Annotated in this window: 19 protein-coding genes; 8 read left to right on the forward strand and 11 right to left on the reverse strand. The window is 71.7% G+C overall.

What is annotated here, in order from left to right:
- Positions 1–22 precede the first annotated feature (22 nt).
- Positions 23–1,129 (reverse strand): M24 family metallopeptidase, encoded by a 1,107-nt coding sequence (locus CLV30_RS15885; RefSeq protein WP_106538190.1) that lies wholly within the window; start codon positions 1,127–1,129, stop codon positions 23–25.
- A 57-nt stretch (positions 1,130–1,186) separates the two neighbouring features.
- Positions 1,187–1,861, reverse strand: a complete 675-nt coding sequence (locus tag CLV30_RS15890; protein ID WP_106538191.1) for a GOLPH3/VPS74 family protein — start codon at positions 1,859–1,861, stop codon at positions 1,187–1,189.
- Between the two features lie 61 nt (positions 1,862–1,922).
- Here CLV30_RS15890 and CLV30_RS15895 point away from each other — a divergent pair, with 61 nt between their 5' ends.
- Positions 1,923–2,624, forward strand: coding sequence for a class E sortase (locus tag CLV30_RS15895; RefSeq protein WP_129711063.1), 702 nt, complete (start codon positions 1,923–1,925; stop codon positions 2,622–2,624).
- A 239-nt stretch (positions 2,625–2,863) separates the two neighbouring features.
- Positions 2,864–3,787, forward strand: a complete 924-nt coding sequence (locus CLV30_RS15900) for a 5'-3' exonuclease (RefSeq protein ID WP_106538193.1) — start codon at positions 2,864–2,866, stop codon at positions 3,785–3,787.
- A 133-nt stretch (positions 3,788–3,920) separates the two neighbouring features.
- Here the strand turns inward: CLV30_RS15900 and CLV30_RS15905 are convergent, their stop codons facing one another.
- Positions 3,921–5,384: a M81 family metallopeptidase gene (locus CLV30_RS15905; protein ID WP_106538194.1), complete on the reverse strand. Its 1,464-nt coding sequence runs from the start codon at positions 5,382–5,384 to the stop codon at positions 3,921–3,923.
- Complete coding sequence (locus CLV30_RS15910) at positions 5,381–6,568, reverse strand: ROK family transcriptional regulator (protein ID WP_106538195.1); 1,188 nt, start codon at positions 6,566–6,568, stop codon at positions 5,381–5,383. Before CLV30_RS15910 ends, CLV30_RS15905 begins: the two co-directional genes overlap by 4 nt.
- Positions 6,569–6,833: 265 nt before the next feature.
- On the opposite strand from CLV30_RS15910, the gene CLV30_RS15915 reads away from it, so the two are divergent.
- From CLV30_RS15915 to CLV30_RS15935, 5 genes are read left to right on the forward strand one after another with little or no spacing between them, the layout of a single operon-like run.
- The gene (locus CLV30_RS15915) at positions 6,834–8,648 is read left to right on the forward strand and encodes a peptide ABC transporter substrate-binding protein (protein WP_106538196.1); all 1,815 of its coding nucleotides are present in this window, start codon (positions 6,834–6,836) and stop codon (positions 8,646–8,648) included.
- A gap of 6 nt (positions 8,649–8,654) precedes the next feature.
- Complete coding sequence (locus CLV30_RS15920; protein ID WP_106538197.1) at positions 8,655–9,608, forward strand: ABC transporter permease; 954 nt, start codon at positions 8,655–8,657, stop codon at positions 9,606–9,608.
- Positions 9,605–10,531: an ABC transporter permease gene (locus tag CLV30_RS15925; protein WP_106538198.1), complete on the forward strand. Its 927-nt coding sequence runs from the start codon at positions 9,605–9,607 to the stop codon at positions 10,529–10,531. The genes CLV30_RS15920 and CLV30_RS15925 overlap by 4 nt, the downstream gene beginning before the upstream one ends.
- Positions 10,528–12,258 (forward strand): dipeptide ABC transporter ATP-binding protein, encoded by a 1,731-nt coding sequence (locus CLV30_RS15930; RefSeq protein ID WP_106538199.1) that lies wholly within the window; start codon positions 10,528–10,530, stop codon positions 12,256–12,258. The genes CLV30_RS15925 and CLV30_RS15930 overlap by 4 nt, the downstream gene beginning before the upstream one ends.
- Positions 12,255–13,187, forward strand: a complete 933-nt coding sequence (locus CLV30_RS15935) for an ROK family protein (protein ID WP_106538200.1) — start codon at positions 12,255–12,257, stop codon at positions 13,185–13,187. The genes CLV30_RS15930 and CLV30_RS15935 overlap by 4 nt, the downstream gene beginning before the upstream one ends.
- A 94-nt stretch (positions 13,188–13,281) precedes the next feature.
- Here the strand turns inward: CLV30_RS15935 and CLV30_RS15940 are convergent, their stop codons facing one another.
- The 7 genes from CLV30_RS15940 to CLV30_RS15975 form a co-directional block, all read right to left on the reverse strand.
- Entirely contained in the window at positions 13,282–14,091 is an 810-nt protein-coding gene (locus CLV30_RS15940) for a putative protein N(5)-glutamine methyltransferase (protein ID WP_106538201.1), read from the reverse strand.
- A gap of 35 nt (positions 14,092–14,126) precedes the next feature.
- Complete coding sequence (locus CLV30_RS27585; protein WP_106538202.1) at positions 14,127–16,877, reverse strand: DEAD/DEAH box helicase; 2,751 nt, start codon at positions 16,875–16,877, stop codon at positions 14,127–14,129.
- 9 nt (positions 16,878–16,886) lie between these two features.
- Complete coding sequence (locus CLV30_RS15950; RefSeq protein ID WP_106538203.1) at positions 16,887–17,771, reverse strand: diacylglycerol kinase; 885 nt, start codon at positions 17,769–17,771, stop codon at positions 16,887–16,889.
- A gap of 6 nt (positions 17,772–17,777) precedes the next feature.
- Positions 17,778–18,581, reverse strand: coding sequence for a twin-arginine translocase subunit TatC (gene tatC / locus CLV30_RS15955; protein WP_106538204.1), 804 nt, complete (start codon positions 18,579–18,581; stop codon positions 17,778–17,780).
- An 87-nt stretch (positions 18,582–18,668) separates the two neighbouring features.
- Positions 18,669–18,977 (reverse strand): Sec-independent protein translocase subunit TatA, encoded by a 309-nt coding sequence (gene tatA / locus CLV30_RS15960; RefSeq protein ID WP_106538205.1) that lies wholly within the window; start codon positions 18,975–18,977, stop codon positions 18,669–18,671.
- A 286-nt stretch (positions 18,978–19,263) separates the two neighbouring features.
- A complete protein-coding gene (locus CLV30_RS15970; RefSeq protein WP_211300067.1) occupies positions 19,264–20,265 on the reverse strand; it encodes a helix-turn-helix transcriptional regulator in 1,002 nt (333 codons plus the stop codon).
- Positions 20,262–21,233 (reverse strand): helix-turn-helix transcriptional regulator, encoded by a 972-nt coding sequence (locus tag CLV30_RS15975; RefSeq protein WP_205740984.1) that lies wholly within the window; start codon positions 21,231–21,233, stop codon positions 20,262–20,264. Before CLV30_RS15975 ends, CLV30_RS15970 begins: the two co-directional genes overlap by 4 nt.
- Positions 21,234–21,288: 55 nt before the next feature.
- Between CLV30_RS15975 and CLV30_RS15980 the strand changes: the two genes are divergently transcribed.
- Positions 21,289–22,359: a DUF3866 family protein gene (locus CLV30_RS15980; RefSeq protein WP_106538207.1), complete on the forward strand. Its 1,071-nt coding sequence runs from the start codon at positions 21,289–21,291 to the stop codon at positions 22,357–22,359.
- Positions 22,360–22,486 lie beyond the last annotated feature (127 nt).

The raw sequence follows: 22,486 nt of genomic DNA on the forward strand, positions 1-22,486 counted from the left end.
GCATGTACGCCCGGGCACGCGGCTATGCGGGCAGGACCGCGAGGTCGCGCGGACGCAGGTTCAGCCGTTCGGCGCCGTCGTCGGTGACCAGGACGATGTCCTCGATGCGTGCGCCGTGCCGTTGCGGTACGTAGAAGCCCGGCTCGATCGAGAACGCCATGTCCTTCTCGACGCCCGCGCTGTTGCCGGCCATGATGTACGGCTCCTCGTGTGTCTCGACGCCGATGCCGTGCCCGAGCCGGTGGACGAAGTACTCCCCCAGCCCGGCCTCGGTCAGCACGTCGCGCGCCGCCGCGTCGATCGCCGCCGCCGGCACCCCCGGTGCCACCGCCCGCACCGCCGCCTCCTGCGCCCGCTGCAGCGCCTCGTAGGCCGCCCGGAAGTCGTCGCCGGGCTCGCCGACCGCGTAGGTGCGCGTCTCGTCCGAGCAGTATCCGTCCGGGGTGGTCCCGCCGATGTCCACGACCACCGGGTCGGCGGCGCGGACGACCCGCTCGCCGCTCTCGTGATGCGGGCTCGCCGCGTTCGGCCCGGACGCCACAATGACGAAGTCGACCCGGCGGTGCCCCTCCTGGACGATCGCCTCGGCCAGATCCCGGGCCACGTCCGCCTCCCTGCGCCCGGGGCGCAGCCACTCCGCCATCCGCGCATGTACCCGGTCGATGGCCGCGCCCGCGACACGCAGAGAATCCACCTCGTCGGCGGACTTGCGTATGCGCAGCGGCGACACGACCGGACCCGCCCGAACCTGTTCGGTGTCGGGCATCGCCGCTCGCAGCCGCAGCACCTTCTCCGCCCATATCTCGTCGTCCAGGCCCACCCGCCGGGCGCCGGCGAGCATCGCCGCCGCTCGCTGCACCGGGTCCTCGGTCTCGCGCCACGGCGTGATCGTCACCGCGTCCGCTCCCTCGACCGCCGTGCGCGCGGCCGGCTCCTCGAGCTCCGGGACGAGTAGCGTCGGGGCATCGTCGACGGGCACGACCAGGCACGTCAGACGTTCGAGAGGCAGCGCGTCGTAGCCGGTCAGGTACCGCAACGCGGCACCGGGGGTGATGAGCAGGCCGTCCAGCCCGCTGTCCGCCGCGGCCGCGCGGGCCCGTTCCAGTCGATCGCTCACTGCGTCTCTCATCGTGGTAGTTCTACCGGACGCCGACGACAGCGCACCGACCGGACCGTCACGGCCGCCTCAGCCGCCACCGTTGGAAGCGGCCACCCCGGCCGCGGCGACTGCGCCGGTCACGGCGGCCTGCACCTCCTGGACCGCCTTGCGGACGGCGTGTCCTGCCCACTGACCCTCGGCGATCTCCTTCGCCCGGCGCTTGGTCGCGCGCTTGTCGTCGGAGGGCACGAACTTCGGCACCGCATCGACCGCGGCCAGCAACGCGATCAGCCCGACGACGCTCTCGTCGGGCTCGTGCCCGTCGATCAGCACTTCCCGTAGCCGGCCACGCACGTGTGTCTTGCGTCCCGGGTCGGCCACCGGCCATCGTGGGGTCGGGAACAGGCCGAGGACCCGATGGTCGGTACGCCGAAGGCGGCCACTGTCGGCGAGGCGCTGCAAGACGGACTCCCGTAGCCCTTTGCGCAGCTTTCCCAGCACGTCCTTCGGTTTGCCGCCCTCTTTGTCGCGAACCACACGCAGGGCCGAATCGAGAACGGTGTCGCCTGTCGGCTCCGGATCACGCACGATCAGCCGTCCCGAGCGGACCCGCTCACCGTCGCCGGCCACGCCGACCTTGCCACGCATCGACAGTTCGACCAGGACCGCCCCGGCCAGGCTGTAGTCGACCTTGGTGGAGTCCAGGACCGGCTTGCCGGTGTCGTCGTCGTAGTACAACAGCAGGAGATCCTCCGCCAACATGTCATGACCGTACCGCCCGGTCCCCCCGTCCGGTCCGCGCTGTCGCACTAGAGTCGGTGACATGCCCCGACGAGCCCGCAGGCGTGAGCAGGAACCGCCTCGGCGTGGGCTGCTGACCGCCGCCGTGGGAGTGTTCGGCGAGCTGCTGCTCACCGCGGGAGCCCTCGTCCTGTTGTTCGTCATCTACATGGTGTGGGGTACCGGAATCCAGACGGCGCAGGCCCAGGACGACCTCGACCAGCAGCTCCGGCAGCGGTGGGACGCACCGGCGCAGTCCCGGCCGGACGAGCCGTCCGAGCTGGCCGACGGCGAGGCGTACGGCATCCTGCGCATCCCCAGATTCGGCGACGGATACGAGAAGATCATCGTGCAGGGCGTCCAGCCCGACGACCTGGAGGACGGCCCCGGGCACTATCCCGACACCGCGGACCCGGGCGAGCTGGGCAACGTCGGCATCGCCGCGCACCGCACCGGGCACGGCAGCCCGTTCTCCGAGTTCCCCGAGCTGCATGTCGGCGACCGCGTCGAGATCGAGATGGCCGACGGCGTCTACGTCTACGAACTCGACGACGCCCCGAACGGCGACGACGACGGCAACAAGATCGAGATCAGCGACACGTGGGTCGTCGACCCGGTGCCGGGCGAGCCGGAGGACGCCGAGCCCACCGAGCGGCGCATCACGCTGACCACCTGCTGGCCGCTGCTCGGCTCCTCGCACCGGATGTATGCCACCGGCACCCTGATCAGCGGCCCCGGCTCCTGACATCCGCCGGACCCATGACCCGGTGACACGGCGCCGTCAACGGTTACGCTGGGTACTGTCGGCGCGAGGTGCTGGTAACACCGACGATCCCGACAGACCCCGGCGCGTCACTTGATAACCTCCGCGCCGGGTCCTGGACAACACACAGCGCCCCGCCCTCTGGAGTCGGAGGACGGGGCGCTCTCGTGCGTTCCAGAGCCTTCGCAGCAACCGTCGGCCGCCACCGCTACCCTCATGAGATGCCAGGTACCGAGAACCGCTTGCTGCTCCTCGACACCGCCTCGTTGTACTTCCGCGCGTTCTACGGCGTGCCGGAGTCGATCACCGCGCCGGACGGCACGCCGGTCAACGCGGTGCGTGGCCTGCTGGACTTCATCGCCCGGCTGGTCACCGACCGGTCACCGTCCCGGCTGGTGGCCTGCCTCGACGCGGACTGGCGTCCGGCGTTCCGGGTCGAGCTGCTGCCGTCGTACAAGGCGCACCGCCTCGCCGACGCCGCCACCAACGCCGAGCAGATCCCGCCGCTGCTCGAGGCACAGGTGCCGGTCATCATCGAGGTGCTCGACGCGCTCGGGTTGGCGAACATCGGCGTGCCCGGCTTCGAAGCCGACGACGTCATCGGCACGCTGACCGCCCACGACACCGGGCCGGTCGACGTCGTCACCGGCGATCGTGACCTGTTCCAGCTCGTCGACGACGCGAAGGGTGTGCGGGTGCTCTACACCGCGCGCGGCGTCGGAAAACACGAGGTCATGGACGAAGCCGCGGTCACCGCGAAGTACGCCGTCCCCGGCCGCGCCTACGCCGACTTCGCCACCCTGCGCGGCGACCCCAGCGACGGTCTGCCCGGCGTCGCCGGCGTCGGCGACAAGACCGCAGCCACGCTGATCACCCGATTCGGCGACGTCGCCGGACTGCTGGCCGCCGTGGACGACCCGTCGGCGGAGCTCTCCCCGACACTGCGGCGCAAGATCGCCGACGCGCGCGACTATCTCGCCGTCGCGCCGCGGGTGGTCACCGTCCGGCCGGACGTACCGCTGCCCGCCTACGACGACGCCTTGCCCGTCGAGCCGGCGCATCCGGATCGGCTGGTCGAGCTCGGCGAGCGCTGGGGCATCGACTCGTCGCTCAACCGGGTGCTGACGGCCCTGAAGGGTGCCTGACGGCCGCTGCGTCCAACCACGTCCACCCACGGGCCACCCACCGGGCCACCACGAGGCGAATCCATGCGTCACCAGGCCTGCAGGGGTGGTGACGCATGGAATTCCATGGTGGACGTGGTCATTTCCGGGGCGATCAGACGAGGCGGGGGGTGAGGTTCGGAGCGGGCATCTCCGGGTCGAACGGGTACATCGGCCGCTCGATGCGGTGATGCCCGAGGCGTTGCAGGTCCTGGTCGACACCGCCCGGTGTGAGGGCGAGCATCCAGTCCGCAGCCAGTGCGTACAGCTCCGGCTCGAGGTAGCCGATCTTGACCACCACGATGTCGGCGGAGCGCGGGTCGAGCCCGAGATCGGTGAAGTCGGACTCCAGGTGGTACGGCTTGCGGCGCTCGGTGATGATCACGTGCAGGCCGCCGCAGTCCAGCACCGCGATCCGCCCGGCCACCGGGTCGTCCTCGGTCAGCGCGACCACCGTTCCCGACACGGTGACCGGTCCGCTCGGCCCGGCGTCGACGCGGCCGCCGACCTCGGTCGTCACGACGGCGCCACGTCCGGCGGCTGCGCAGGCGGCGACAGCCGCTTCGTCGAAGATGCTCGCGAACAGGGACGTGCGCGAGCCGTCCACCAGTTCCGGTGTCGCGAGCAACCGGCCGAGTGTCCAGGACACGTCGCCGGTCCCGCCGGCGGTCGGGTTGTCGCCGGAGTCGCTGATGACGTACGGAGCCGTGGCGCTCGCCAGCGCCTTGGCCACGCACGTCTCGAGCGTGTCGGCCGGCGCGACGAACGCGAAATCCGCCCGGTGCTCCCAGTACGAACGAGCCAGACTCTCGGCCTGTTCGGTGATCACGTCCGCGTCGTCGCCGGTGACGACGACGGCAGCCTGGCAGCGCGGTTCGTCCGCCCACGCGTAGCCCACCCACACGGCCGCGTCGAGCACGCCGGGCATCGCCTCGACCTCGGGCACGCGGGCGTAGATGCCGCGTGCCGGCTCGATGCGCGTGCTGGTCTTCTCCCCCGGCAACAGCACCGGCACCTGAACCCACGCCTTGAGCGGCTGGCCACCACCGTGGTCGAGCCGGTCGACCAGGTTGGCCGCGGCCCGCTCGCGGCTCTCCCAGGCGTCCTCGTGCGGCGCCATCCGGTAGCACGTGACCAGGTCGAGCCGGCGGACGAACGGCTCGGACACGTTGCCGTGCAGATCCATCGACGCCGAGATCAGCGTGTCCGCACCGGTCGCTTCCCGCACCGCCCGTGCCAGGTCGGCCTCGGCGTCCTCGCGGCCGACGACGCTCATCGCGCCGTGAATGTCCAGGAACAGCCCGTCCAGCTCTCCGGCCGACACGATCCGCTCGACGATCTCGTCGCGCAACGCGTCGTACACCTGCGCCTCGACAGCGCCGCCGGGCAGCGCCACCGCGTGCAGCAGCGGCACCCAGTCGGCGCGTTCACGCAGCGCGGCGCCCGGCGCCAGGAAGTCGTAGCGCCCGATCAGCGCGTCCTCCCGGGTGACGCGGAACGCCTCGGCCCCGCTGCGGTGCGGTGAGAACGTGCTGGACTCGATGGCGATACCGGCGATGCCGATGCGGGGACGGTTCACGAGAGGCTCTCCGAGGTCACGGGGACGGACGTGTCGGTGCCGGCCAGCACCTGCGTCAGGATCAGCCGGCCGGCGCCGATCACGCCGGCGTCCGCGCCGGTGCCCGCCTGGACGATCTGCAGGTCGCGGGTGGCCAGCGGGTGACACCCTTCGTAGAGCTGGCTGCGCACGGCCGCGACGAACGGCTCGACGGTGGACAACAGGCCGGCCAGGAACACCGCGTCCGGGTTGACGAAGTTGACCACCGGACTGAGCGTCTCGCCCAGGCTGCGGCCCGCACGGCGCACGGTGGTGGTGGCCAGCGGCTCGCCGTCCATGGCGGCGCGGACGACGTCGGTGGTGGTCGCGACGTCGTGCCCGTTCTCGCGCAGGCTGCGCACCAGCGCGCTGCCGCTGGCGATGGTCTCGAGGCAGCCGACGTTGCCGCAGCTGCACGCCCGGTCGCCGGCGGCGGCGACGCGCACGTGCGTGATGTCGCCGGCCGCGCCGGTACCGCCGCGGTAGATGTCGCCGCCGATGATCAGCCCGCAGCCGATCGCCGCACCGGCCTTGACCAGGAGGCTGTGCCGTGCGCCGGGCAGGTTGCGGTGCTCGGCCAGCGCCATCAGGTTCGCGTCGTTGTCCACGACGCACGGCACCCCGAAGCGCTCGGCCAGCCGCTCCCGAACCGGGAAACGGTGCCATCCCGGCATCCGCGACGGCGAGTCGACACAGCCGGCCGCGGCGTCCACCGGGCCCGGCAGGCAGGCAGCGACGCCGCGCAGCACGCCGCCCGCGGCCTCGTGCATCGCCGTGAGCTGTGCGCTCATCTGATCGAGCACGACCTCCGGCCCGTCGGCGACGTCGATGGCGATCTCTTCGACCGCCTGAAGGTTGCCCAGCAGGTCCAGGCGGGCGAACCGGACGTGGTGCCCGCCGAGGTCGGCGGCGAGGACGTGTCCGGCGTCCGGGTCGATCCGCAGCACCTTGGGACGCCGACCCCCGGTGGAGCGCCCGCTGCCGGATTCGACGACCAGGCCGGCGTCGATCAGCTCCTGCACCCGCAGTGACACCGTCGAGGCCGCCAGCCCCAGCTCGCGCGCGATGTCGGTGCGTGACGACACCCGCCCGGACGCCAGCAGCTCGAGGATTCCCGGCTGGCCCGGGAGGCCGCCGTCCCAGCGGTCCGGCTCGGATGTCACCACGGCTGGCTCCTCTGCTCCGCCGGTCGCGGCGCCGGCGGGTGATCGGTCTCGTCGCGAGTCAACGTATCAGGCGGACGGCAGAGTTTCACCGTTTGACGAATCAAGTGTGCCACCTAATTTCGATCGGCGCTTGCGTTCATCCGAATTCGGTGGCTAATCTGCGGCAGATCATGCGGCGTTCGCTCGACCTCGGCCCGATTGCGGACTGATGGTGGTCTGGTTGTGGTCCTGCTCCCGTCGCTCGCGTGAGTCACAAGGAGTGCGCATGCATCAACCACGACTGCGCCGCGGCCGCCTGCTGGCCGCCGCCGGGGCACTGTCGCTCACCCTCGTTCTCGCCGCGTGCGGCGACAGCGGATCGGCAGAGAGCGGAGGCGGGCAGGACAAGGACACGATCACCTACGCCCTGCCGCCGAACGCGACGCCGAACTGGATCCTGCCGATGGCGACGCCCGAGTACATGGCCACCCACAACACCGCGATCAAGTGGACGCTGTGGACGCCGGTCGTCAACGTCAACGGCGCCGACGGCGAAGTCGCCATGGACGCCAAGGGCAGCCTGGCCGAGTCGGTGGAGTTCTCCGGCGACGGCCGGACCGCGACGATCACGCTCAAGGACATGTCCTGGAACGACGGCACCCCCGTCAGCTCCCGCGACGTCGAGTTCTGGTTCAACCTGATCAAGGCGAACAAGGCGGCCTGGGGCGGCTACTCCGAGGGCCGGTTCCCGGACAACGTCGCGAAGTGGACCGTCGTCGACGACAAGACCTTCGAGATCACCTTCGACAAGGTCTACAACGAGAACTGGCTGCTCAACAACCAGCTGGTCAACCTGTACGCGATCCCGCAGCACGCCTGGGACAAGACCGGCGACGACGGCGAGATCGGCGACCACGACCGCACGCCCGAGGGCGCGAAGCAGGTCTGGGACTACCTGATCGGCGAGGCGAAGCAGACCGACACGTACGCCACCAACCCGCTGTGGCAGGTGGTCAACGGCCCGTACACCATCGAGGAGTGGACCTCGACGGGCCAGGTCACGCTCGCCGAGAACCCCGAGTACGACGGCGACGACCCGGCGCACATTCCCACCGTCGTACTGCAGCCGTTCACCAGCGCCGACGCCGAGCTGAACGCGCTGCGTTCCGGCGAGATCGACTACGGGTACCTGCCGGCATCGGCCATCGGCCAGCAGGAGCAGTTCGAGGCGCAGGGCTACCGGATCGATCCCTGGCACGGCTGGGCGGTCACCTACATGCCGTACAACTTCAACAACCCGGACATGGGCCCGGTGTTCCGCCAGTTGTACGCCCGGCAGGCCATCCAGCACTCGATCGACCAGAAGAGCATCGCCGAGGTCATCTGGCACGGCACCGCCGAGCCGACCTACGGGCCGATCCCGCAGACCCCGTCGTCGGAGTTCCTCTCCGAGGCGCAGAAGAGCAACCCGTATCCGTTCGACACCGACGAGGCTCGCCGGCTGCTGGAGGACAACGGCTGGACGATCGGTGACGACGGGATCGCGGTCTGCGAGAACCCGGGCACCGGCCAGGGTCAGTGCGGCGAGGGCATCGAGGCCGGCAAGCGCTTCGAGATGAACGTGCTGGCGCAGAGCGGCTCGAACGAGACCGACAACATGATGGCCGAGATCAAGTCGTCGCTGGAGAGCGCGGGCATCGCGTTGAACATCCAGTCCAAGCCGCTGAACCAGGTCCTGGGCCAGAGCGGGCAGTGCACGCCCGACCAGCAGGCGTGCTCATGGCAGCTGTCGTTCTTCGGCACCCAGGGCAGCTGGTACTTCAACGCCTACCCCACCGGTGAGCGGCTGTTCGGTACCGGCGGTACCGCCAACTTCGGCAGCTACTCCAACGCCGAGGCGGACCGCTACATCCAGAAGTCCCTGGTCTCGAACGACCAGGAAGCGATCCGCAACTACAGCGAACTGCTGACGAAGGACCTGCCGGTCGTCTGGCTGCCGGAGCCGGCCTACCAGGTGTCGGCGATCCGCGAAGGCCTGCAGGGAACCGGTCAGGACCCGCTGGCCGAGTTCTTCCCGCAGCGCTGGTCCTGGGGTTCGTGATCCTTCGTGGCTCGCTTTCTGGTGCGGCGCGTGCTGCAGGCCGTGATCGTGACCGTGATCGTGACGGTCATCGTGTTCGCCCTGCTGCACGCGCTGCCCGGCGGCCCCGCCCGCGGCGTTCTCGGCCAGCAGGCCACACCCGAGCAGATCGCCGCGTTCAACCGGGCGCAGGGACTGGACCAGCCGATCTGGACGCAGTACTGGCACTATCTCGGCCGGCTGGTGCAGGGCGATCTCGGTGAGTCGTTCACCCTCAACGCTCCGGTGTCGCAGCTGCTGGCCAACCGGCTGCCGAAGACGCTGCTGCTCACCATGGCCTCCACGGTGGTGGCGCTGCTGATCGCGCTGCCGCTGGGCGTCTGGCAGGCCGCCAGGCGCAACAGCGTCCTCGACTACACGGCCACGGCGCTGGCGATCATCGTGTACTCCACGCCGGTCTTCTTCCTGGGCCTGATCCTCATCATGGTCTTCGCCCAGGCCATCCCGCTGTTCCCGGCGCAGGCGCCGCAGGGCGACGCCCTCGGCGACATCCTCGCCGATCCGAACGCGCTGGTGCTGCCCGTCGTCACCGGCGCGTTCGCCACCGTCGCCGCGTTCAGCCGCTACATGCGCTCGGCGACGCTGGACAACCTCGCCGAGGACTACGCGCGCACGGCGCGGGCGAAGGGCACGAGTGAGCGGCGGGTGCTGGTCAGGCACGTCGTCCGGAACTCACTGGTGCCGGTCGTCACCATGCTCGGCTATTACATCCCGGTGATGTTCGGCGGCAGCCTGGTGGTCGAGTCGATGTTCAACTACCCGGGCGTCGGCTTCCTGTTCTGGAACGCCGCCCAGACGTCGGACTTCCCCGTCCTGCTCGGCGTCGTGCTGGTCATCGCCATCGCGACCGTCGTCGGATCGATGCTGGCCGACATCGCCCAGGCGCTGATCGACCCGCGGGTCAGGAGTGTGGCCGTATGAGTGGATCGCGTCCGGACCAACTGGCGGCCGACGACGAGCCCGCCCCCGCCTCCGGGCACACGCCGGGCACGGTGCCACGCAGGCGCGGCACGGCGCTGCGCCGGTTCACCCGCAACCGGCTCGCGGTCGCCGGACTGGCCGTGGTGGCCGTGCTGTTCCTGTTCAGTTTCGTCGGCCCGCTGATCTACGACACCGACCAGGTGCACACAGACCTGGCGGCGGCGAATCTGGAGCCCGGCGACGACGGTCACCCGCTCGGCACCGACGACGTCGGCTACGACGTCCTCGGCCGGCTCATGGTCGGCGGACAGACGTCACTGGTCATCGGCCTGGCCGCGGGTGCGCTGGCGACGGTCATCGGCACCGCCTGGGGTGCGGTCGCCGGCTACCTCGGCGGTCGGGTCGACGCGGTCATGATGCGCGTCGTCGACGCGGGCATCGCGATCCCGGCGCTGTTCCTGCTGCTGGTCGCCTCCGCGATCACGACACCGGACGTGCCGATGATGATCCTGGTCATGGGGCTGGTGTCGTGGCTGGTGCCGGCCCGGTTGGTCCGCGCGGAGGCACTGTCGTTGAAGACCCGCGACTACGTCCTGACGCTGCGCGCCATCGGCGGCAGCCACCGACGCGCGATCGTGCGCCACATCGTCCCGAACGCTGTGGGCACCATGATGGTCAACGCCACCTTCCAGGTCGCCGACGCGATCCTGCTCGTCGCGTACGTCAGCTTCCTCGGCATGGGCGTGCAACCGCCGGCCACCGACTGGGGCGCGATGCTGTCCAAGGGTGTGAGCTACGCCTACTCCGGCGCCTGGTGGCTGATCCTGCCCGCCGGCGTGCTGATCGTCCTCGTCGTCGCGTCGTTCAACTTCATCGGCGACGGCCTGCGCGACATGTTCGAGGTCAGGGGGAAGAACCGATGACCGACACCACATCGCCGGTGCTGAGCTACCGCGACTTCGGCGTCACGTTCGAGACCGAGCAGGGCCCCGTGCAGGCCGTGCGCTCGCTCGATCTGGACGTCTTCGGCGGCGAGGTGCTGGCGCTGGTCGGCGAGTCCGGGTCCGGCAAGACCGTCACCTCACTCGCCGCGCTGGGGCTGCTGCCCGGCGGGGCCCGGGTCGGCGGCCGGGTCGAGCTCGGCGGCGACTCGGTGCTCGACATGGCTCCGGCGCAGCTGCAGCGGCTGCGCGGCGCCCGCGCGTCGATGGTGTTCCAGGAGCCGATGACGGCGCTGAACCCGCTGATGCGCGTCGGCGACCAGGTCGCCGAGGTGTTGACCAACCACGGTGTGCTCGACCGAGCCGCCGCGGGTGAACGCGCCGTCGAACTGCTGGACCGGGTCGGCATCCCCGAGCCGAAGCGGCGGGTGGCGCAGTACCCGCACGAGCTCTCCGGCGGGCAGCGCCAGCGGGTGATGATCGCGATGGCGCTGGCCTGCGATCCGCAGCTCATCGTCGCCGACGAGCCCACGACTGCCCTCGACGTGACCGTGCAGGCCGAGGTCCTGGAACTGCTGCGCGACCTGCGCCGCGATCTCGGTGTGGCGGTGCTGCTGGTCACGCACAACATGGGCGTCGTGGCCGACATCGCCGACCGGGTCGCCGTGATGTACCGCGGCGAGCTGATCGAGACCGGGCCCAGCGAACAGGTGCTGCTGCGCCCCGCACACGACTACACCCGCACACTGCTCCAAGCCGTACCGGTGCTGCCGCGGCTCAGCGAGGACCACACCGGGGCCGAGGACGCCGCAGGTGCCGAGGACGCCGCAGGTGCCGCGGTCTCCGCGTCCGTCGACGCCGGCACGGGCACGGACACGGGCACCGACGCGGCGCTGAACCTCGAGGCGGTGACCGTGGAGTACCGCGGTCGCGGCGACACGTTCCGCGCCGTGGACGCCGTCGACCTGCGCATCGAGGCCGGACGGTTCGTCGGTCTCGTCGGCGAGTCGGGGTCCGGCAAGTCGACCGTCGGGCGCTGCGCACTCGGCCTGCTCCGGCCCGCGTCCGGCACCGTCCGGCTGTTCGGACAGGACCCGCACGCGCTCCGCCGGCGCGCGGCTCGATCGGTGCGCCGGCGCCTCGGCGTCGTCCTGCAGGACCCGGGCGCATCGCTGGATCCGCGGATGCCGGTCGGTGAGTGCGTCGCCGAGCCGATGGTCGTGCACCGCACGCTCTCCCGGCGTGACCGCGACGCCCGCGTCGCCGAGCTGCTCGAGAGCGTGCACCTGCCCGCGTCGACCGCGGCCCGGCACCCGCACGAGCTCTCCGGCGGCCAGCGCCAGCGAGTCAGCCTCGCGCGGGCGCTGGCGCTCGACCCGGAGCTGCTGGTCGCCGACGAGCCGACCAGCGCTCTCGACGTGTCGGTGCAGGCCGAGGTGCTGGAGGTGCTCGCCGAGCTGCAGCGTCGCTACGCGTTCGCGTGCCTGTTCATCAGCCACGACCTCGCGGTCGTCGACTCGTTGACGCACCGGGTCGCGGTGATGCGCCTCGGCCGCATCGTGGAGGAGGGCCCGACGCGGGAGGTGCTGACGGCGCCGCGAGACCCCTACACCCGCCGGCTGCTCACCGCCGCGCCGGTCCCCGACCCGGTCGAGCAGCACGCGCGGCGACAGTCCTGGCTCGGCCTGCGTGAGGCGCCCGCCGCATGACCGACACCCCAACGGCCGTCGGTATCGACCTCGGGGGCACCAAGACCCGCTTCGTCGTCGTGGACGGCGCGCACGCCACCGGGCCGACGCTCACGCTGCCGACACCGGCGCGCGAGGGCGGCGAGGCGATGATGCGCACGATCGTCGAGGGCGTCGAAGAGCTGATCCGCACGGCCGGCGCCCCCGTGGCCGTCGGCATCGGCACCGCCGGCGTCGTCGACCACCGGTCCGGGCGGATCGTGGCCGCCAGCGACTCGTTCACCGACTGGGCCGGCACCGAGCTGGGCCGCCATCTCGCCACGAAGCTGGGCCTGCCGGTCAGCGTCGACAACGACGTCAACGCGTTCCTGTTCGGCGAGCTCACCGCCGGCGCGGTCACCGCGGTTCCCGACGTCTTCGGCATCAGCGTGGGCACCGGGGTCGGCGGCGCCCTCGCGATCGACGGTGACCTGCACCGCGGGCGGCACGGAGCCGCCGGCGAGATCGGGCACGTGCCCGGGTTCGGCGACGAGCCGTGCACGTGCGGGCAGTACGGCCACCTGGAGTCGCTCGCGTCCGGCCGGTCGATCGCCCGGCGCTATCGGGCGCGGGCGGGCACCTCGGACGAGACGACGGCCGCGGACGTCACCACCCGGGCCGCCGACGGCGACCCGGCGGCTCTCGCGGTGCTGGCCGAGGCCGGCGACGCGATCGGCCGGGCCGCGCTGATCGTCGCCGGCCTGCTCGACGTCGGCGACGTCGTCGTCGGCGGCGGTGTCAGCGCCGCGTGGGACCTGCTGGCTCCGTCCGTCCGGCGCACGGTCACCGACTCGGCGCCGGTCAGCGGACACCCGGTGCGCATCCACCGCGCACGCCTCGGTGCGGACGCGGCAGCCGTCGGCGCCGCCGCGCTCGCGCTGCGCGACAGCCGAGCGAGCGCGGACCCGTAACGCCGGGACGGCTCACAGCGCCTCGCACACTCGACACCGACGCCATCAGCGCGGCATCGGGCGCGTCCCCGTCGCTTCCTCGTATCCGGAGCGTTCAGAGCCGCGCGGACGGCCGGGTACCCACGACGACGGTGGCGTCCAGCTCGGACGACCGGCTGACGCTCGGCGCGAGGCCACCCGCGGCGACCGCGTCGACGGTGCGCTGCAGCTGATACTCGCTGGTCTCGATCAGCAGGTGACCGCCGGGGGCCAGCCACCGCGCGGCTCCGGCCGCCACCCGGCGATGGACGCCCACGCCGTCCGCTCCCCCGTCCAGCGCCACCATCGGCTCGTGGTGGCGGGCCTCCGGAGGCATCATCGCCACCGCGTCCGTCGGGACGTACGGCGCGTTCACGACCAGCAGGTCGACCCGTCCGCGCAGGGTGGCAGGCAGCGGCTCGTACAGGTCGCCCTGGTAGACGTGCCCGCCCGCGGCGATGTTGCGGCGGGCGCACCGGACCGCCGCGGGCTCCACGTCCGCGGCATGCAGCTCGACGCTGCCGAGCCGCTCGGCCAGTGCCATACCCAGCGCACCCGTGCCGCAGCACATGTCGAGCACCACGGCGGGCCGTCCTGGCGGGCCCCCGACGAGCTCCGCCGCTCGGTGCACCAGGAAAGCCGTGCGCTGGCGCGGCACGAAGACGCCGGGTTCGATGCCGACCCGCAACCCGCAGAACTCGGCCCAGCCGAGGACCTGCTCGAGCGGCAGGCCGTCGACACGCCGCTCGACCAGCGCATCGAGCTCGGCGGGCGTGTCCGCGGCGGCCACCAGCAGCCGTGCTTCGTCCTCGGCGAAGACACAACCGGCTCCGCGCAGGCGCTGGACGAGGGCGTCGTGATCGGGTGCTGAAATCGACGTCGGCATGGTGCGGCCAACCTACCGTGCCGGCGCACGCACGGTCAGGTCAGCGTCGCGTAGGCGACCACGCCGCGCCGCAACGAACCGGACGCCAGCCGCGCCGTCTCGCGCAGCGGCGTCCCCGCCGCGGCGTCGGCGATCTGGTCGAGCAGGTCCAGCAGCTGCCGCATCGCCCGGACGAAGTCGCCGGCGGCCATCTCCGCCTCGCGCAGCACCGCGTCGAGCCGGTGCCCGCTGGCCCACCGCCACGCGACGTGCGAGAACCCCAGATCCGGTTCGCGCAGGAAGTCCAGGCGGTGTCGCGACTCCAGCTCGTCCAGCTCGCCCCACAGCTGCACCGTGCGGGCCAGCACCTCGCGTACCGGCGCGGTGGGCAGCCGTTCCGGCGCCGCCTCGTCGGGCTGCCGCGACTCGAAGGTCAGCGCGGCGACGCACGCGGCGAGCTCGGCCGGGTCGAGCTCGTCCCAGACCCCCGTGCGGACGCACTCCGCCGCCAGCAGGTCCAGCTCGCCGTACAGCCGCGCCAGCCGCCGTCCCGGCTCAGGCACCGTGTCGCCGTCGAGGTAACCGAGCTCGTCCAGCACCGCGCACACCCGGTCGAACTGGCGCGCGACGGTGTTCGTGCGCGACTCCACCCGGCGGGACAGCTGCGAAACCTCTCCGCGGAGGCTGGACCAGCGTTCGGCCCACCGCGCATGCTCCTCGCGGTCGTCACAGCCGTGGCACGGGTGCGCGCGCATATCGCGCCGCAGCCGCGTCAACTCCTCGTCGTCCGCGGCGGCCGATCGCGGACGACGCGCGCGGTGGTGCCGCCGGCCGGGGTGATCGTCCGGCACCTTCGCGCGCAGCGCCGCCGCCAGGTCACGACGCGAGGCCGGCACCTTCGGGTTGAACGAGCGCGGGATGCGCATGGTCGTCAGCGGCTCGACGGCCACCGGGAAGTCGACCAGGGACAGCCGCCGCACCTGGCGTCCCTCGGTGAGGACCGTGGGCCGCGGGCCGTCGCCGCGCCCGTCCGCCGCACCCATCCCCGGGTCGAGGACCACCGCGATGCCGGAGAACTTGCCCGACGGCACCCGGATGACGTCACCGGCACGCAGCTTCTCCAGCGCCGCCGCCGAGGCCGCCCGGCGCTGCGCCGTGCCCTCGCGGGCCAGCGCGTTCTCGCGTTCCTTGATCGCCTGGCGCAGCCGCCAGTACTCGCCGAAGTCGCCGAGGTGGCAGGTCATCGCCTCCTGGTACCCCTCGAGGGCCTCCTCGCTGCGGCGCAGCCGCCGCGCCAGGCCGACCACCGCCCGGTCGGCCTGGAACTGCGCGAACGACGACTCCAGGATCTCGCGGGCGGTGGTGCGCCCCACCCGGTCGACCAGGTTGACCGCCATGTTGTACGACGGCCGGAACGACGAGCGCAGCGGGAACGTCCGCGTCGAGGCCAGACCCGCCACCGCCGACGGGTCGAAACCCGGCTGCCACAGCACCACCGCGTGGCCCTCGACGTCGATGCCCCGGCGCCCCGCCCGGCCGGTCAGCTGGGTGTACTCCCCCGGCGTGATGTCGGCGTGCGTCTCGCCGTTCCACTTCACGAGCCGTTCGAGCACGACGGACCGGGCCGGCATGTTGATGCCCAGCGCGAGCGTCTCGGTGGCGAACACGGCGCGGACCAGGCCGCGCACGAACAGCTCCTCCACCGCCTCCTTGAACGTCGGGAGCATCCCCGCGTGATGCGCCGCCACACCGCGCTCGAGCCCGTCGGCCCACTCGTGGTAGCCCAGCACGTGCAGGTCCTCTTCCGGGATGTCCGCGCAGTGCCGTTCGACCACGTCACGGATCTCGACGCGTTCGTCCGCCGTGGTCAGCCGCACGCCCGAGCGCAGGCACTGCTCCACCGCCGCCTCGCACCCGGCCCGGCTGAACACGAACACGATGGCCGGCAGCAGCCCGGCGGACTCCAGCCGGTTCAGCACCTCGACCCGGCCGGGCGTGTACGTGCCGCGCGGGCGGGGCGGGCGCCGGCCGCCCCGGCGCCGGTCACCCTGGCGGCCACCGGGCCGCTGCTCGTCGCGCGCCTGACGCGCCAGCTGCGGGTTGACGACGCGCTTGCCGCCGTCGCCGGAGCCGGACTGGGCGAACAGGTCGAGCAGCCGCGGGCCGACCATCACGTGCTGCCACAGCGGCACCGGGCGCTGCTCCTCGACCACGACGTCGGTGTCGCCGCGCACCGTCGTCAGCCACTCGCCGAACTCCTCCGCGTTGGAGACCGTCGCCGACAGCGAGATCACGCTCACCGAGTCCGGCAGGTTGATGATCACCTCTTCCCAGACCGCGCCACGGAACCGGTCGGCGAGGTAGTGCACCTCGTCCATGACGACGTAGCCGAGACCGGCCAGCGTGTGCGACCCGGCGTAGAGCATGTTGCGCAGCACCTCGGTGGTCATCACCACCACCGGCGCCTCGCCGTTCACCGTGTTGTCGCCGGTCAGCAGCCCCACCGCGGACTCGCCGTACCGTTCGACCAGGTCGTGGTATTTCTGGTTGGACAACGCCTTGATCGGCGTCGTGTAGAAGCACTTGCGGCCCTGTTCGAGGGCGAGGTGGACGGCGAACTCGCCCACCAGCGTCTTCCCCGCACCCGTGGGCGCGGCCACCAGCACGCCCCGGCCCGCCTCCACCCCGCGGCAGGCCTGCACCTGGAACTCGTCGAACTCGAACCCGTACACCGACCGGAAGTCCTGCAGGTGAGGCTCGCGCTGACGCTGCCTCGCGGCCGCGTAGCGCTCCGCGGGCGAACTCATACGGCTACGCTATCTCGCCACCGGCACGTAGACGCGCTGGGCGCGAGGAACGAGGTCGAAAATCCGGGGCAACGGACCGAGCCGCTCGCCGTCCACGTAGGCGGTGATGCCGGGGGCGTCCAGCTTCACCCGGCCGGCGCGGTGCACCGACACGAAGGGATACGTCAGATGGGTCCCCCTGCGGACCCGGTTGAACGCGCGCACCAGCGTCATCCGGCTGACCGGCGCGACGATCAGCACGTCGAACAACCCGTTGTCCGGCTCGGCCTCCGGGGTGATGCGCAGGCCGCCGCCGTACGAGGGCACGTTGCCGACCGCCACGAGCATCGCCTCGGTCTCGAGCACCTCGTCGTCGAGCTCGATGTGGTACTCGATGGGGCGGAACACGCCCAGCTCGGCGAAGGTGGCGACGTCGTAGCGCCGCGGCCCCTTGGGCCAGCGCATCCGGTTCACCCGGTCGTTGACACGCGCGTCGAACCCCGCCGCCACGACGCCGGCGAACCACTGCCCGTCGGTGCGGCCGAGGTCGATCTCGCGCTCGACGCCGCCGGCCACCACCGCGGCGGCCGCCGCGGCGTCCTTCAGCGGCAACCCCAGCGCACGCGCGAGGTCGTTGCCGGTGCCGGCCGGGATGATGCCGAGCGGGGTGTCGGCGCCGCCCAGGGCCTGCAGCCCGAGGTGGGCCATGCCGTCGCCGCCGACGACCACCAGCGCCCGCGCGCCCGACTCGACGCTCTCGGCCGCGAGGTCACCGGCCTCACGCACGTCCCGGCCGGCCAGCACGCGGAACGGCACGCCCGCCTCGGACAGCGCGGCCGCGGCCCGCCGGCCGGCGCGGGCTCCGCGCCCGCGTCCGGCAGCGGGGTTGACCAGCAGCGCGACTTCGTCGCTCATCGTGGCTCAGCCGTCGTCGTCGACACGGCCCAGCCGGTTCAGCTCGTCGTCCGGGGTCGCCTCGTCGTCGGAGAGCTCACCGCCGAAGCGGCGGCGCCGGCGGTGGTCGAGCACGCGGCACACCAGCACCGCGACTTCGAACAGCAGCCACATCGGGGTGGCCAGCACCATCAGCGACAGCGGGTCGCCGGTCGGCGTGGCGATGGCGCCGAAGGCGAAGATCCCGACGATGACCCAGCGCCTGGCCGCCGACAGCGCCTCGTGCTGCAGAACGCCGACGACGTTGAGCATCACCACGAAGATGGGCAGCAGGAACCCGATGCCGAAGACGAGCACGACCCGGATCACGAAGCTGAGATAGCTGCTGAAGTCGACGATGTTGCTGACGTCTTCGGTCGGCGTGAAGTCGAGCAGGAACTCCATGGCACGCGGCATGACCCACATCGCCAGCAGCACACCGAGCCCGAACATCGGCACCGCGGTGCCGATGACGACCGCCGTCCAGCGCTTCTCGTTGTGGTACAGCGCCGGCGTGATGAAGCCCCACGCCTGGTAGATCCACACCGGGGCGCCGAACACCAGACCCGTGAGCATGGCGATCTGCAGCGGCACGACCAGCGGGTCGGTCATGTTGCGGAAGTTCATCGACGCCTGCGCGTCGGACTCCATCGCGGCGTTCTGGAACGGATCGGTCAGGAAGCTGACGATCTGGTCGCGCAGGATGAACCCGACGATCCCGAAAACCAGCACTGCCAGGACGGACTTGAACACCCGCGAGCGCAGCTCGCGCAGGTGCTCACTCAGCGTCATCCGGCCCTCGGGGTCGGGCTCGGGTTTGGATCCCTTACCCCGACGGCCTGTCACCGTGGCCACGTCGTCTGTCGGACGTTACGCGGTTCAGGCGTCGCGCTTGGACTGATCGTCGACCGGCTCGCCGGTCTGGGACTGCTGCTGCGTGGACGCCGTCGACTCGACCGCACGTGCGGGCTGCGTGGACTGCGTCTCCTGCCCCGACTGGTCGGCCGTGTTCGAGGCGGTCGTGTCGTCGGCCTTCTCGTCTCCACCGACCAGACCCTGCGTCTCGGTCTTGAAGATCTTCAGCGAACGGCCGAGACCGCGCGCGGCCTCGGGCAGCCGCTTCGCGCCGAACAGGAGCAGCACGATCGCGAGCACGATGAGCAGCTGCCAGGTGCCGATGTTACCCATGGTCGACCTCTTCCTGACGGGGCGCGTCCCGTCGATGGTACCCAGAGTACGTCCTCTGCGACTCGACGCGGCCGTCGTGGTGTTCCGCTTCGTCCGGTGAGCGTGCAGTTACCGATCTTACGGCCGTGTCAAGGTCCGCGAGCAAGCCGTCCATCTCTCGCGACAGTCCGGACGACTTCCGTGCCAGCGACCGCAACGCCAGCACGACGACCACGACCATCACGACGAACAGCGCCGCGAGCGCCACCAGGAGCCATACCGCAAGTGTGGACATGATGCGCCGAGCCTACTGGACGCCGTAGTGCGCGAGAGCATCCCGCGCAGCCGCTGTGACCTCGGCGGACAGGTCCGGCGGATCGACCACGCGCCCGGTGCCGCCGAGCCGTAGCGCAAGGCGGCGCACCCACTGCCGGTCACGGGCCCACAGCCGCAGCCGCAACCCGCCGTCGTCGAGCTCGTCGGCGCTCTCGTGCGGGTAGTAGTCGGCCACCCACCGTCCGTGTGGCGTCAGGTCAATCGTCACCAATTCGTCATCCGGTGACGGCTGGAACAGGCCGGCGTCAAGGTCGCGCGGATGCGCCTCGGACGGCACTTCGGCGGCCACGTCCAGTTGCCGGACGTCGAGCACCCGGTCCAGCCGGAACAGCCGCACCGACTCGGCCCGCCGGCACCAGCCCTCCAGGTACAGCCGGCCGTCGACCACCACCAGCCGCATCGGGTCCACGTCACGCTCGGTGGCCTCGTCACGGGCCGGTACCCAGTACGACAGGTGCAGCCGGTGCCCGGCGTCCAGCGCCTGCCGGACGGTGGCGGCGACCCCGGCGACCGCGTCCCCGTCGACCTGCACCTGCACCGCCGCGGCCTGCTGGGCGACCTCGCCCGCGGCCTCCTCGAGCTTGGCGACCGCCCGGTCGATGGCGTCGCGCTCGAACGACCCCGGGACCGACGCGAGGGTGCGCAGCGCGACAATCAGCGCCACCGCCTCGTCGGTGCGCAGCCGCAGCGGCCGCGCGAGGTAGTCGGCGTTGGACACGCTGATGACGCCCTCGCCCTCGACGGCCTCCATGTCGACCTCGATGTAGTCGCCCATCTGCAGGCCGGGCAGACCGGAGAACCACAGCACCTGCAGGTCGCGGACGACCTGGCGTTCACTCACCCCGAACAGGGCCGCCACGTCGGCGACCCGGGTGCTCGGGTGCGAGCGCAGGTACGGAAGCATGGCCAGCAACCGCGCGACCTGCGCGGGCGCGCTGTCCGGCCGCCTGCCTCCGCGCGCGGATGTGTTCACGACGCTCCCTTCGTGATCGCCTCGAGCCGTTCCACCACCGCCGCGCGCAGCTCCGCCGGCTCGAGCGCGACCACGTCGCCGGCGTGCGTGACCAGCTCCTCGGCCAGCATCTCGGTGCTCGAGTAGGTCACCGTGACGTCGTCCCAGCCGGGTCCGGCCGGCTCCACGTGCGTCGCGCGCCTGCGCAGCGCGTGCCCGCTGCCCGCACGCACCCGGATCCGCGCCCACGCGGACTCGTTGCGCTCGGGCGGCACCAGGCTCGCCGCGGCCTCGCGGACGACGTCCTGGGCGGGCACCTCGTAGCCGCCCGCGGGCCCGGCGGAGCGGACCGTGTCGACGATGCGCGACAGCCGGAACATCCGCGGCGCCTGCCGGTCCACGTCGTAGCCCACGACGTACCAGCGGCCGTGCCACGACAGGACGCTCCAGGGCTGCACGTGCCGCACCATCGGTTCGGCGCCGGTGCTCTTGCGGTGCCGGAACCGCACGGCGCGGCGGTCGCGCACCGCCTCCCACAGTGGCCAGAACGCCGGCTCCTCGCCGCCGACCCGTGGCTCGACCGCGCCGAGCGACCTGGTGTCCGCCTCCACGCCGACCGCCTGCAGCTTCGTCACCGCCGTGGTCGAGGCGTCGGACAGGTACGTGTGCTGCCACATCCGCGCGGCCAGCCCGACCACGGCGGCCTCGTCCGGCTCGAGCCGGATCTCGGGCAGCTCGAACTCCTGCCGATGAATCCGGTAGCCCGGCTCCTCGTCGCCGAACGGATCGAACGAGCCGGTCTCGATCGGGATGCCGACCTCGCGCAGCTCTTCCTTGTCGCGTTCGAACATGCGCTCGAACGCCTCTTCGCTCTGGTCACCGTACCCGCCGACGATCTGACGAATACGACTTTTAGGGACGTATCCCCGTGCGACGAGCAGGCAGATGACGAGATTCATCAGCCGTTCGCTCTTGACCGCCTGCGCCACGTCGACCCCCAATCCCCTGCCATGCGCGAGAGTAACGGGTGGCTAGTCTCTGCGCGTGATTCGGTGGCGAAAAGGAACAGTGAGAACGGTCGGCGCCTCGTGGCCCGGGGCGGCCGAGCTCTGGGTGGACGTCGACGGCACGGACGTACGGGCGCTGGCCTACGTCGACCTGGTCGGCACCCCCGAGCCGGGCGACACCGTCGTGCTGAACACGACGGCGCAGGCGATGAAGCTGGGCACCGGCGGCCTCGCGCACGTCGTGGCGATCCCCGACCGGCTCCCGCCCGACCGCCCGCCGGCACCGGGCCACCTCGTCAAGGCCCGCTACACGCCGCTGCAGGCGACCGTGCTCGGCGTCGACGAGCAGGACTCGCAATGGCACGCGACGCTGCGCGATGCCGACGACCTGTTCGGGATGCCGGTCGTGACCGCGGATCTGCATTCGGCGCTGCCGGCGGTGCTGGCCGGGCTCGACCGGTCGGCACGCGTGGTCTACGTGATGACCGACGGCGGCGCCCTGCCGCTGTGGTTCAGCCGGACGGTGGCCACGTTGCGCGAGGCCGGATGGCTGGCCGCGACCGTCACTGTCGGCCAGGCGTTCGGCGGTGACCTCGAGGCGGTCACCCTGCACAGCGGGCTGCTGGCGGCGCGGCACGTGCTCGGCGCCGACATCGCCGTCGTCACCCAGGGCCCCGGCAACCTCGGCACCGGCACCCGATGGGGCTTCTCCGGCGTGGCCTGCGGCGAGGCCGTCAACGCGGCGGTCGTGCTCGGCGGACGCCCGGTCGCGTCGCTGCGGATCAGCTCGGCCGACGCGCGCGAGCGGCATCACGGCGTCTCGCACCACAGCCTGACCGCCTACGGCAAGGTCGCGATGGCCCCGGCCGACGTCGTCGTGCCCGAGCTCGCGGGTGACTTCGGCACGAAGGTGAACCAGCAGGTCCAGCGGCTGGGCGGTCGGCACCAGCTGATCACGGTGCCCACCGACGGGCTCGACGGCGCGCTGCGTCAGGTGCCGGTCCGGCTGTCGACCATGGGCCGCGGCATCGACGACGACCCGGAGTACTTCCTCGCCGCCGCGGCGGCCGGCCAGCACGCCGGCGACCTGCTCCTCCACGACGGCTGACCCTGAGCCGTGAATAATCACGTTCACCATGGAATTCCGGCTGTTGTGACTGATCCGTGGGTCAGGTTCGGCCTGGGAGGTTGGGGCGGTAGCCGCCGAGGTTGAGCATGGTGAGGGCGATGAGGGG

It is taken from the genome of Haloactinopolyspora alba (genome assembly GCF_003014555.1).
GTDB lineage: Bacteria > Actinomycetota > Actinomycetes > Jiangellales > Jiangellaceae > Haloactinopolyspora > Haloactinopolyspora alba.